This window comes from Micrococcus sp. iso_239 (assembly GCF_056173395.1).
Window position 1 is genome coordinate 1925097 of sequence record NZ_CM149672.1, and the last position, 11885, is coordinate 1936981.

10 protein-coding genes and 1 tRNA gene are annotated in these 11885 nt (G+C 74.2%); 5 read left to right on the top strand and 6 right to left on the bottom strand.

The genetic code is table 11. From position 1 onward, the window contains the following. Positions 1-303 precede the first annotated feature (303 nt). Positions 304-933, top strand: coding sequence for a hypothetical protein (locus tag AC0VX2_RS08990; RefSeq protein WP_036337595.1), 630 nt, complete (start codon positions 304-306; stop codon positions 931-933). A gap of 40 nt (positions 934-973) precedes the next feature. Here AC0VX2_RS08990 and AC0VX2_RS08995 read toward each other — a convergent pair whose 3' ends face one another. From AC0VX2_RS08995 to AC0VX2_RS09005, 3 genes are all read right to left on the bottom strand, one after another. Further along, complete coding sequence (locus AC0VX2_RS08995; RefSeq protein ID WP_095346306.1) at positions 974-2182, bottom strand: amidohydrolase; 1209 nt, start codon at positions 2180-2182, stop codon at positions 974-976. Between the two features lie 119 nt (positions 2183-2301). Then, the gene (locus tag AC0VX2_RS09000) at positions 2302-3561 is read right to left on the bottom strand and encodes a cystathionine gamma-synthase (RefSeq protein WP_475432573.1); all 1260 of its coding nucleotides are present in this window, start codon (positions 3559-3561) and stop codon (positions 2302-2304) included. Between the two features lie 61 nt (positions 3562-3622). Then, positions 3623-5188 (bottom strand): pyridoxal-phosphate dependent enzyme, encoded by a 1566-nt coding sequence (locus AC0VX2_RS09005; protein ID WP_475432829.1) that lies wholly within the window; start codon positions 5186-5188, stop codon positions 3623-3625. A 162-nt stretch (positions 5189-5350) separates the two neighbouring features. Between AC0VX2_RS09005 and AC0VX2_RS09010 the strand changes: the two genes are divergently transcribed. Then, complete coding sequence (locus AC0VX2_RS09010; RefSeq protein ID WP_036383886.1) at positions 5351-6379, top strand: DNA-3-methyladenine glycosylase family protein; 1029 nt, start codon at positions 5351-5353, stop codon at positions 6377-6379. A 205-nt stretch (positions 6380-6584) separates the two neighbouring features. Next, positions 6585-7049 (top strand): hypothetical protein, encoded by a 465-nt coding sequence (locus AC0VX2_RS09015; RefSeq protein WP_036383888.1) that lies wholly within the window; start codon positions 6585-6587, stop codon positions 7047-7049. 15 nt (positions 7050-7064) lie between these two features. Here AC0VX2_RS09015 and AC0VX2_RS09020 read toward each other — a convergent pair whose 3' ends face one another. After that, a complete protein-coding gene (locus tag AC0VX2_RS09020; protein ID WP_144820107.1) occupies positions 7065-8837 on the bottom strand; it encodes an AMP-binding protein in 1773 nt (590 codons plus the stop codon). 218 nt (positions 8838-9055) lie between these two features. After that, positions 9056-9137 (bottom strand) — tRNA-Tyr (locus AC0VX2_RS09025). Positions 9138-9346: 209 nt separating this feature from the next. On the opposite strand from AC0VX2_RS09025, the gene AC0VX2_RS09030 reads away from it, so the two are divergent. Both AC0VX2_RS09030 and AC0VX2_RS09035 read left to right on the top strand, forming a co-directional pair. Beyond that, entirely contained in the window at positions 9347-9835 is a 489-nt protein-coding gene (locus AC0VX2_RS09030) for a YajQ family cyclic di-GMP-binding protein (RefSeq protein WP_002856881.1), read from the top strand. 40 nt (positions 9836-9875) lie between these two features. Continuing rightward, positions 9876-10379 (top strand): hypothetical protein, encoded by a 504-nt coding sequence (locus AC0VX2_RS09035; RefSeq protein ID WP_036317679.1) that lies wholly within the window; start codon positions 9876-9878, stop codon positions 10377-10379. A gap of 187 nt (positions 10380-10566) precedes the next feature. On the opposite strand, the gene AC0VX2_RS09040 is transcribed toward AC0VX2_RS09035, so the two are convergent. Further along, positions 10567-11862, bottom strand: a complete 1296-nt coding sequence (locus AC0VX2_RS09040; protein ID WP_475432574.1) for an MFS transporter — start codon at positions 11860-11862, stop codon at positions 10567-10569. Positions 11863-11885: the final 23 nt, after the last annotated feature.

The following is an 11885-nucleotide window of genomic DNA, read 5'->3' on the forward strand; positions in this document are numbered from 1 at the left end:
CTCCTGGGGGGATGCGCGGGCGCACGCCGGAGGACGTCGGTCGCGGGTCGACGTCGTGGGGCGCAGGGGCCAGCTGGGTCAGATGATTCCGTCCACCCGGCAGCCCCCGAGGGCCACGACGTTCGTGGCCCGCACACACATCTGCACAGACATCTGCAGTCCGGCGTGGCACACGCGTCCACGCTCACTCATCACAGGGGAAAGACCGGATCCGGTCTGATCAGTCTACGCCACCGGACTGCGTGGTGGGCTGTGCCCTCGGACACCCCGGCCGCGCACCGGCCGGGGAGATAGGCTCGGCACGTGCCCCAGAACAGCGAAGACCACCCCCTCGCCCGCGGGCTCGGCCGGGCCGCCGGCCGTGCCGCCCAGTCCTTCCGGGAGAGTCAGCGGGCCGACGACGCACGGCTGCGCGCCGAGCGCGCCCGCCTCGCCGCCGAGGACGAGGAGCGCCTGGGACGGCGTCGCGCGGACCGCGAGCGCGACCTGGCCGCGCGGGACGCGGCCGAGTCCGATGCCGGCCTCGTCCACCCGCTCCTGAAGGTCGCGCGCCTCTACTGGCTCGCGGTCACCGTGGTGCTGATCGGCATCGCGGGCGCGTTCCTCTGGAACGGGGCCCGCGCACAGGACAGCGGCGAGCCCGTCATCGATCCGCTCACCGGCATGGAGTCGGTGGGCGTGCTGGGCGGCGCGACGGGGCAGTTCACGATGGGCACCGCCGTCGCCCTGCTGGCCGCGGCGTCCCTGTGGGGCTGGATCGGTCTGCTGCGCCGCCGTCGTTCGGCGATCGGGACCCTGACGTTCATCGCCGTCCTGCTGGCCGCCCCCGCGTTCCTGCGGGCCAACGGCCTGCTGATCATCCTCGCCGTCGTGATGCTCCTGGGCGCCGCGCTCGTCTGGCTGCCGCCCGTGCACTCGCGCCTGCGGCGCTGAGCCCGCGCGTCCCGCCCCCGCCGGCGGGCGGCGGCGCCGCTCAGTCCTCCACGGGACGGGCGGAGGCGACGACGGGCCGGGCCGTGGCGAGGTCGTACTCCATGACCTGACGGCCGCCGATCCACACGCGCAGGGCCCGCTGCATGACATCGAGCGGGTCGCCGGACCAGAGCACCAGGTCGGCGTCCTTGCCCACCTCGAGGGAGCCGATGCGGTCGTCCAGCCCCAGCACACGCGCGGGATGCAGGGTGATGGCGCGCAGGGCGGTCTCCCGGTCCAGGCCCTCCTTCACCGACAGCGCGGCCTGGTAGACGAGGAAGTCGATGGGCACCACCGGGTGGTCGGTGATGATGCTGATCTCGACGCCGGCCCGCGCCAGACGCCCCGGGTTGCGCATCGAGCGGCCCCGCAGCTCCGGCTTGGACTTGGTGGTGAACAGCGGGCCGATCAGCACCGGCACGCCGCGGGCCGCGAGCTGGCCGGCCAGCGGGTGCGCCTCGGTGCCGTGGTCCAGGACGAGGTCGTAGCCGAACTCGTCGGCCAGGCGCAGGGCGGTGGCGACGTCGTCCGTGCGGTGGCAGTGCTGGCGCCAGGGGATCGTGCGCTCCAGGACGAGGGCGAGGGCGTCGAGGTGGGGATCGCGAGTGAAGGGCTTGTCCTCGCGCTCGGCCTCCGCGCGGCGGGCCATGTAGCCCTGCGCCCGCAGGAACGCCTCGCGGATCACGAGGGCGGTGCCCAGCCGCGTGGACGGGGTGCGGCCCTTCTCCTTGTAGACGTTCTTGGGGTTCTCGCCGAGGGCGGACTTCACGCCCGAGGGGCTGCGCAGCACCATCTCGTCCACGGTGCGTCCGTGGGTGTGCAACGCGACCGCCTGGCCGCCGATCGGGTTGCCCGAGCCGGGGTTCACGTTCACGGTGGTCACCCCGCCGGCCAGGGCGTCCTTCCAGCCCGGCTCGTTCGGGTCGACGGCGTCGATCGCCCGCACCCCGGCCATCACGGGGTCCGTCATCTCGTTGACGTCCGCGGTCGCACCGACCTCGCCCTCGGCGTGCATGCCCAGGTGGACGTGCGCGTCCACGAAGCCGGGCAGCACCCAGCGGCCCTCGCAGTCCACCACCTCGGCGCCGTCGGGCGCCTCGACGTCGGGGCCGATCGCGGTGATCCGGCCGTCCTCGACGAGCAGGGTGCCGTCGAACGGCTCGGCGGCGACGGGGACGACATGGGCGTTGACGAAGGCGGTGAGGGTCATGACCGTCACACTACGCCGCCGGGTGCTCCCCACCCGTGCGCTTTGGGGGCGGTTTTGGGCGGTATCCGACGCGGATACCGCCCAAAACCGCCCCCAATCCGCTGGCGGACATCGGCCGGTCAGAGGCTGCCCAGAGCCCGTTCCAGGTCCGCCACGAGGTCCTCGGCGTCCTCGATGCCCACCGACAGGCGCAGCAGGTCGTCCGGGACGGCCAGCTCCGTGCCGGCCACGGACGCGTGGGTCATCTCCGCCGGGTAGTTCATCAGCGACTCGATGCCGCCCAGGGACTCGGCGAGCTGGAACAGGCGGGTCGACTCGGCCACGCGGCGGGCCGCCGCGGCACCGCCGGCCAGGCGCAACGAGACCATGCCGCCGAAACCGCGCATCTGGCGCCGCGCGAGCTCATGGCCGGGGTGGCCCGGCAGCCCCGGGTACAGCACCTGGGAGACCTCGGCGCGGCCGGTGAGCCACTCGGCGACGGCCTGGGCGTTGGCCTGGTGGCGGTCCATGCGCACCCCGAGCGTCTTGAGGCCGCGCGTGGTCAGGTACGCGTCCATGGGCCCGTTCACGGCCCCCGCCGCGAACTGCTGGAACTTCACCTGTTCGGCGAGTGCGGCGTCCGGGATCACGAGCGCCCCGCCGATCACGTCCGAGTGGCCGCCGATGTACTTCGTGGTGGAGTGCACCACCACGTCCGCGCCGAGGGCGATCGGGGACTGCAGGTACGGCGTCGCGAAGGTGTTGTCCACCACGAGCAGGGCGCCGTGCGCGTGGGCCGCCTCGGCGACCGCGGCGACGTCGGAGATCTTCATCATCGGGTTCGACGGGGTCTCCAGCCACACCATGACCGGCCCCGTGGCGGCGGCGCGCTCGACGGCGGCGGCGACCTGCTCGGCGTCCCCCATGTCCACGACGACGTGCTCCACGCCCCACGGGGCGAGCACGCGGGAGACGAGGCGGTAGGAGCCGCCGTACACGTCGTTGCCGAGCACGATCGTCATGCCCGGCCGGCCCGCGCCCATGATCAGCGCGGTCTCCGCGGCCAGGCCGGAGGCGAACGTGAGGCCGGTGGCCCGGGGGGCGCCGGACTCGTCGACGCCGGCCTCGAGCGCGGCCAGCTGCTCCTGCAGCGCGTCCCGGGTGGGGTTGGTGCCGCGGCCGTAGTCGTAGCCGCGCCGCAGCTCGCCGACGGCCGTGGGCGCGTAGGTGCTCGAGAGGTGGATCGGCGGGACGACGGCGCCGAACACCTCGTCCAGGTGCTGGCCCGCGTGCACGGCGCGCGTGCCGAAGCCTCCCCCCCGGGGGTGGGCGGCGGCGTCTTCGGCGCCGGTGTCGGGGGTGGTGGCGTGCGGGTCCTCGTGGACGTTCTGCTCGGTCATCTCGGGAGCCTCCTCGGAGAGATCGGGTCGGGTGGGGCGGGCGCGGCCGGCGCGGCCGGCCTCAGGCGGTGACGTGGGCGAGGACGTCGTGCAGGGTGACGACGCCCTGGACGCGGCCGGCCTCGAGCACCAGCAGCACGGGGTCCTGGGCGAGGCGCCGGGCCACGGCGCGCAGCGGGGTGCGCGCCCCCAGGCAGGGCAGCACGGGGCCCATGACGTCGGCCACGGGGGTCTGCGCGGTGGCCCGCCCCTCAGCGAGGGCGTCCGCGAGCGCGGCGGAGGAGACGGTGCCGCGGACCTCGCCGATCCGCAGGTCGTGCCGGGGCTCGAGGATCACGGGCAGGGCGTCGACGCCGTACCGGTTCATGGTCGCGACGGCGTCCGCCACCGAGGTGGTCGGGGCCGCGGTGACGAGGGTGGGCACGGATCCCGGGAACAGGTCGGCCTTCTCGGTCAGCAGCTCCCCCGCCGTCGCGGACCAGCGGTCGGTCTCGGCGGGGGCGCCCGCGCGGGTCGCCGGCTCGGCGTCGGCGTGCTCGAGCACCTCGACGGGCGTTCCGGCCCCGCCGGCGGCCCCCGTGGCGCCGTCGTCGTCCGTCTGCGGGACCGCCGAGCGGGTGCGCCCGCGCGCCCACGCCGGCAGCACGGTCTCGCGGACGTCGTAGTCGAAGCCGCGCTCGTCCATCCACGGGTCGTTGAAGATCTTGGCGAGGTAGCCGCGGCCCGAGTCGGGCAGCACGATCACCATGACGTCCTCCGGGCCGAGCTCGCGGGCGGCGCGCAGGCCGGCCACGACGGCCAGACCGGAGGAGCCGCCCACGAGCAGGCCCTCCTCGGCGGCGAGGCGGCGGGTCATGGCCAGGGCCTCGGCGTCCTCGACGGCGATGACCTCGTCCGGGACCGCGGGGTCGTAGTTGTCCACCCACATGTCCTCGCCGACACCCTCGACGAAGTAGGGCCGGCCGGTGCCGCCGGAGTACACCGAGCCGCTGGGGTCCGCGCCGATCACGCGGACGGGACCGGACGGGCGGTCCGCCGAGACCTCCTTGAGGTAGCGGCCGGTGCCCGTGATGGTGCCGCCCGTGCCGGCGCCCATCACGACGTGGGTGACGCGGCCGGCCGTGTCCTCCCAGATCTCGGGGCCGGTGGTCTCGTAGTGGGAGGCCGGGGCGGCGGGGTTGAAGAACTGGTTGGGCTGATAGGCCCCGGGGATCTCCCGCACGAGGCGGTCGGCGACCCCGTAGTAGGACTCCTCGGACGTCGGGTCCACGGCGGTGGGCGTGACGACGAGCTCGGCGCCGTACGCGCTGAGCACGTCCCGCTTCTCCTGACCCACCTTGTCCGGGGTGACGAACACGGTGCGGTAGCCCTTGAGCTGCGAGACCAGGGCCAGCCCTACGCCCGTGTTGCCCGAGGTGGGCTCCACGACGGTGCCGCCCGGGCCGAGCAGGCCCTCGCGCTCGGCCTCCTCGATCATCTTCAGCGCGATGCGGTCCTTCACGGAGCCACCGGGGTTCAGGTATTCGACCTTCACCAGCACGGTGGCCTCGATGCCCTCCGTCACGGAGTGCAGCTTCACGAGCGGGGTGTGCCCGATCAGCTCGAGGACGTTCTCGGCGTACTGCATGGGCTGCGCAGGGGTGGGCGCGGGGGTCTGTTCAGTCACGCACCCCACGCTACGCCAGGGGCCGGACGCCGAAGGAGGGCCCCGGACACGCGGGGCAACGCCCGGCGTGCGCGCCGTCACGGCCGACGTCGTCCTGTCCGGGCCCGGGTGTACGGTGCGGGCATGATCGCCCCGGACGCCGAGCGCCGCGTACGCGTGCCCGTCCCCGTGGACGTCGCGCTCACCCTGCGTCCCCTGCAGCGCGGCGCGGCCGACCCCACGGTCCGCGCCACACCGCAGGGCGTCTGGCTCACCCTGCGCTCCCCCGCCCCGGACGCGGCGTCGGGCGGGCCGGGCCGGCCGACGTCCTTGCTGGTCTCCGGCGCCCGGGAGGCCGCAGGGGGCGGCACCGCGGTGACGGCCCGCGCGTGGGGCGCGGGCGCGCGCACCGCCGTCGCCGACGTGGAGCGTCTGCTCGGCCTGCACGACGACGGCTGGGCCGCCTTCGACGCCCTGCTGCGGCCGGACTCCGGCGCGCCCGCGCTGCCGCGGCACGTGCGCGAGGCGCGGCGGACGCGGGCCGGGCTGCGGCTGCCGGCGGCGGGCGCGCTGTCCCGGCAGCTGCTCACCGCCGTGCTCGAGCAGAAGGTCACCCACGACCAGGCGCGGCACGGCTGGCGCACCCTCGTGCGGCTGGCCGCCCGGATCGACGACGACGGGCCCGCCCCCGGCCCGGTGCCGCCGGGGATGCTGCCGCCGCCGACCCCGGCCGCCGTCCTGCGGATCCCCTCGTGGGACTGGCATGCGCGGGCCTGGGTGCAGCCCTCCCAGTCACGGACCATGCTGGAGGTCGCCCGGCGGGCCGCGAGCATCGACCGGCTCGGCGACGCGGTCGCCCCCGGGGACACGGCCGGGGTGGCCGCGCTGGCCCGGCGCCTGGAATCGGTGCCCGGGATCGGGCCGTGGACCACGGCCGAGGCGCTGCAGCGCAGCCACGGGGCGGCGGACCTCGTCTCCGTGGGCGACTACCACCTGGCGCAGTACGTGGGGCAGGTCCTCACGGGACGCCGGACCGACGACGCCGGGATGCTCCGCCTGCTCGCGCCGTGGGCCGGGCACCGGCAGCGGGTGGTGCGGATGATCGGGCTCTCCGGAGAGCGCAAGCAGGGGTTCGGACCCAAGCTCGCCCCGGCCGACCACCGCGCCCACTGACGCGACGCCGGATCGGCCGGGGCCGTGCCGGCGCGTCCGCGCGGCCCCTCCACTCCTGCACAGGCCACTGCTCCCGGCGCGTCCTCCCCAGCCCCGGCCGGGCCCGACCGGCCGACCGCCCCGGGTTCCTAGCGTGGGCGATGCCGCCCCGGCCGGTGCGGCGCCGCCGGGACCCTGATGAGTCCCCACCCGGGAGGAGACCGCCATGACCACCGCCTTCGAGCCCCGCCCGCACGCCGCCGCCGCCCCGCGCGAGCCCGACCCGCACGGCCCCGGCACGGCCGGCTCCCTGCGTCCGGGCGCGCGCGGCTCCGTGCTCATCGTGACCCGCCATCCCGACCCGGACGAGGCCATGCGGCACGCGATGGCCTGGATCACCGCCTTCGAGGAGGACTGCGGCCTCGTGCTGGACACGGACGAGACCGCGCTCTACGCCGTCGGACGGGCCGGTGACCTGGGCGAGGCCCTGCGCCGCGGCCCCCTGGTCCACGAGGACGGCAGCCCCGCCGACACCTCCGCGTTCGTGGACGCGGTGCTCACGGACGGCACGTGGCGCCTGCGCGACGCCGACCCGCGGGCGTGGTCGACCACGTACCGTGCCGCCATCCTGGGCGCCGCCCCCGAGGCGGTCTGCACCATCTGGGACGTGTTCCCGCTGCCCGCCGCCTGAGGGTGACGGCCGCCGTCAGCCCACGCTCTGGGCCTGGGCCTGGGCCTGGGCCTGGGCCTGGGCCTGGACGACCTTCGCGCCCTCCTCGCGCAGCTCGACCTTGCGGACCTTGCCGGAGACGGTCATGGGGAAGGCGTCGAGCACGCGGACGTGGGCCGGGATCTTGAAGTGCGCGATCCGGCCCGCGGCGAACTCGCGGACGGCGTCCACCGTGAGCGGCTCGACGCCGTCCTTCATGATCACGCAGGCCATGAGCTGCTCGCCGTACTTCTCATCCGGCACGCCCACCACCTGGACGTCCTGGATGTCCGGGTGGGTGTAGAGGAACTCCTCCACCTCGCGCGGGGAGATGTTCTCGCCGCCGCGGATCACGAGGTCCTTGATGCGGCCCTCGATGCGCACGGAGCCGTCCTCGTCCATGGAGGCGAGGTCGCCGGAGTGCATCCAGCCGTCGGCGTCCAGCACCTCGGCGGTCTTCTCGGGGGCGTCCCAGTAGCCGAGCATCACGGAGTAGCCGCGAGTGCACAGCTCGCCCGTGGCCCCGCGCGGGACGACGTCACCGGTGGCGGGGTCCACGATCTTCGTCTCCACGTGGGGCATGGTCCGGCCGACGGTCTGGGTGCGCACCTCCAGGGAGTCGTCGCGGCGGGTCATGGTGGACACGGGCGCGGTCTCCGTCATGCCGTAGCAGATGGCGACCTCGGACATGTGGAACCGGTCGATGACCTTCTTCATCACCTCGACGGGGCACGTGGAGCCGGCCATCACGCCGGTGCGCAGCGTGGACAGGTCCAACGCGTCCGCCTCAGGCCGGGCGAGCATGGCGATGAACATCGCCGGCACGCCGTACAGGCTCGTCGCACCGGTGGCGGCCACAGCCCGCAGCGCCGAGACCGGCTCGAAGCTGCGCGCCGGGATGACGGCGAGCGAGCCGTGGGAGACGGTGGCGATCACGCCGATCACCATGCCGAAGCAGTGGAAGAACGGCACTGGGATCACCACGGTGTCCTCCTCCGTGTAGCCCAGAAGCTCGCCGATGTGGAAGCCGTTGTTCAGCACGTTGCGATGCGTCAGCGTGACGCCCTTGGGGAAGCCGGTGGTGCCCGAGGTGTACTGCAGGTTCACGGGGTCCGCCGGCCCGGTGGCGGCCTCGCGCACGGCCAGGTCCTCGTCCGAGACCCGCGCGGCCTCGGCCAGGAAGTCGGCCCACGTGCCCTCGGCCACGGGATCGGCGGCGTGTCGGCCGGCCACGTCGCCGGCCTGCACGTGCGCGTAGGCGTCCTCGCCGCTCCCGGCCGGCAGCATGATCAGCTGCCGCAGGTGCGGCGCCGACTCACGGGCCACGGCGCGTGCGGTGGCGGGCGGGTCCATGCGTGCGTCCGCGCAGGCCACCACCAGCCCGCGCATGTCGCACTGCTCGACCACGTAGGTCAGCTCGTGGGCGCGGTACGCCGGGTTGAGGTTCACGAGGATGACGCCGGCACGCGCCGCGCCGTAGAGCAGCGAGACCCACTCGGCGACGTTGGGGCTCCACATGCCGATCCGGTCCCCCGCCTCGTAGCCCGCGGCCATGAGCGCCTTGGCCACCGTCACGGACTCCTCACGCAGCTGCCCGTAGGTCCAGGTGCGGCCGGTGGCCGGGTCCCCGTCCGGTCCACACTCCAGGAGCGCGGCGCGGTCGGCGAACCGGCGGGCGGTGTCGTCGAGGTTCTGGGCCAGGGTCTGCTCGAGCAGCTCGACGTCGGTCGGTCCCTGGATGAAGGACTCGGGGGCGGTGGACTCGGTCATCGGGCGCTCCTCGCTGACGGTCGGGCGACGCCGCACGGCGTCACGATGCACGGCCGTGCCGCCGCCGGACCACAGAGGGCATCGGATGTGACACGGACCACAGGCAGGCTACGTCGCCTGGCGGGAGGCCGCCACCTCCCGGGGCGGGACGCGGGTGCGCCACGTCCCCGGATGGCAGAAGACCCCGGGACCGTACGGTCCCGGGGTCTTCGTTCCGGTGGCAGATACTGGATTCGAACCAGTGAAGGCAGTGCCAGCTGATTTACAGTCAGCCCCCTTTGGCCGCTCGGGAAATCTGCCGTGCCACCCGGCGGCTGCCGGGCGTCTCGAGGACGACCGCACCGGTCGGGCGAGAGTCGACTGTACAGCATCTCCGCGCCACGCCGCCAATCGGCCCGGGACCGCGCCCGTCGTCCCCGGTAGGCTGGCCCGCAGAGCGCTCCGCGCGGCCCTGCAGTGGCCGTCGACGACGGGCGCACCCCGTCCGCAGACCCTGAAGGAGAGCACCCGTGGCCAGCGATTCCACGTTCGACGTCGTCAGCAAGGTGGACAGCCAGGAGGTGTCCAACGCCCTGAACCAGGCGCAGAAGGAGATCGCCCAGCGCTACGACTTCAAGGGCGTCGGCGCCGAGATCGACTTCTCCGGCGAGAAGATCCTCATGAAGGCCTCCTCCGAGGAGCGCGTCAAGGCCGTCAAGGACGTGTTCGAGTCCAAGCTCGTCAAGCGCGGCATCTCCCTCAAGTCCCTCGACGCCGGCGCCCCGTTCGCCTCCGGCAAGGAGTACCGCATCGAGGCGACCATGAAGGAGGGCATCGACCAGCCCACCGCGAAGAAGATCACGAAGCTGATCCGCGACGAGGGCCCCAAGTCCGTCAAGGCCCAGATCCAGGGGGACGAGCTGCGCGTGTCCTCCAAGTCCCGCGACGACCTGCAGTCGGTCATCGCGATGCTCAAGGACTTCGAGGACGCGGACCTGCAGTTCGTGAACTTCCGCTGATCCGCACGCCGCCTCCCCTCCGATCCCACCAGGAGTCCCCATGCTGTACCTGATCGACCCTCGCGGGGCCGTGTGGTCCGCCGACACCACGATCGGCCGGGCGCGGGCCCGGGCCCGCGTGGACGGCCGCCCGGTCGACGACCTGAAGTTCACCAAGGCCGCCATGCTCCTGACCTTCGAGGACCATGTGGACCTCGCGCTGCGTCACGGCATCGCCGCCCCGCGCGGCCTCCTCCTCGACCACGGGTTCGTGGCCCAGGTGCTCGCCCCCGCGAACCTGAAGGCCCAGCGCGCCAACCAGGACGCGATCGCCGAGCAGCTCGCGGTGGTGGAGCGTCGCACGGAGGACGTCGGATCGCTGCGCTCCCACCGGCACGCGGCCGCCTACGAGGGCGCGGACCAGGATCTGGAGCGCCGCATCAAGAAGGCGGAGGAGGCGGCCCGCGAGACGCTCCAGGCGGCCCCGGACGAGGACCTCGTCCGCCACTGGACGCGCCTGGGCGGCGCGGTGCCGGCCACGCTCCAGGCCGACCGCGACCGCTGACCCGCCGGCCGCCGTCGTCGTGGTGGCTCCCGTGGACGGCGGCTCAGGCTGCCGCGAGCCAGACGTTTCGGCGGTTTCGCGGCCCGATCTGCAGCAGAATCATCTGGCTCACGGGCAGAAACGTCTGGCTCGGCGCTCCTCGGCGGTCGCGGGCTCGCAGCCTCCCGCCACGGAACCCCGCGCCCGCTCAGGGTGTGGGGTTCCGCGCGTCGTAGCGCAGGAAGCCGGGCTGCCACCGCATCAGCGCGGTCACGCCGAGCATGCACAGCACACCGCCGGCCAGCAGGGTCGGCCCCTCCCCCAGGCCCACGGAGGCGCCGCCGGTGAGCAGCTCGCCCAGGCGCGGCCCGCCCGCCACCACGACGACGAACACGCCCTGCAGCCGGCCGCGCAGGTGGTCCGGGGTCGCGGACTGCAGGATCGAGCCGCGGAAGACGCCGGAGAGCGAATCCGCGGCCCCGCCCACCGCCATGCACAGCGCGGCGAGGGCGAACGCGAGCGTGAGGCGGGGATCGCCGTCGGGCAGGGACTGCGCCCACCACACCACGCCGCCGAACGCGGCCACCGCCGCGCCCCACACGAGGATCGAGACGTACACGCCCCAGCCCTGCGCATGCAGGCGTGTGAACGGCGCGGAGAACAGCCCCGCGAGGAACGCGCCCGCCGCCATCGCGGCCAGCAGCACCCCGACGGCGGCCTCACCGCCGCCGAGCACCACGGCGCCGATGGCGGGCAGCAGGGCGCGCGGGAACGCCGTCGTCATAGCCACGATGTCCGCCAGGAAGGTCATCCGCAGGTTCGGTCGCGAGCCGAGGAAGCGCAGGCCCTCGACCACCGAGGCCAGGCCCCAGCGCGTCCCCGAGGCGGTCGCGGTCTCGGCCTGCTGCGGCGGCAGGGACGGCAGCCGCCACACGGCGTACAGGGCGGCCAGGAAGGTGACGACGTCGATCGAGTAGGTCCACGCGTAGCCGACCGCCGCCACGAGCACGCCGCCCAGCACGGGGCCGACCATGAGGGCCACGGAGAACGTCATCATGTTCAGCGCGTTCGCCGCCGGCACGAGCGGCAGGCCCACGAGCGCGGGGATGATCGCGCCGCGGGTGGGCTGGTTGATGCCGGACGCGCCGGAGTGCAGGGCCACGAGGGCATACAGCACCGGCACCGACTCGAGCCCGGCCCAGGCCTGCGCGGCGATGCCGACCGTGGTCAGCCACATGACGGCCGACGAGGTCAGCGCCACGCGGCGGCGGTCGTGCCGGTCCGCGATCGCGCCGCCGTACAGGCCCGCGACCACGAGCGGCACGAGCGCGGCGAGGCCGAGCAGGCCCACCGCGAACGAGGAGCCGGTCAGGGCGAACACCTCGAGGGACACCGCCACGAGCGTGAGCTGCGTGCCCACGTACGAGAGCGTGTTGCCCAGCCACAGCCGCCGGTAGGCGGGTGAGACCCGCAGCGGGGTGATGTCGACGAGGAGGCGGGCCACCCCGGAAGCCTAGCGCCGGTGCG

Bases quoted from the DNA above. Each gene is read 5' to 3' on its own strand.
- AC0VX2_RS08995 (WP_095346306.1), bottom strand. From the start codon at position 2,182: ATGACCCTCACCGCCTTCGTCAACGCCCATGTCGTCCCCGTCGCCGCC.
- AC0VX2_RS09020 (WP_144820107.1), bottom strand. From the start codon at position 8,837: ATGACCGAGTCCACCGCCCCCGAGTCCTTCATCCAGGGACCGACCGAC.
- AC0VX2_RS09010 (WP_036383886.1), top strand. From the start codon at position 5,351: ATGATCGCCCCGGACGCCGAGCGCCGCGTACGCGTGCCCGTCCCCGTG.
- AC0VX2_RS09035 (WP_036317679.1), top strand. From the start codon at position 9,876: ATGCTGTACCTGATCGACCCTCGCGGGGCCGTGTGGTCCGCCGACACC.
- AC0VX2_RS09015 (WP_036383888.1), top strand. From the start codon at position 6,585: ATGACCACCGCCTTCGAGCCCCGCCCGCACGCCGCCGCCGCCCCGCGC.
- AC0VX2_RS09005 (WP_475432829.1), bottom strand. From the start codon at position 5,188: ATGCAGTACGCCGAGAACGTCCTCGAGCTGATCGGGCACACCCCGCTC.
- AC0VX2_RS09000 (WP_475432573.1), bottom strand. From the start codon at position 3,561: ATGACCGAGCAGAACGTCCACGAGGACCCGCACGCCACCACCCCCGAC.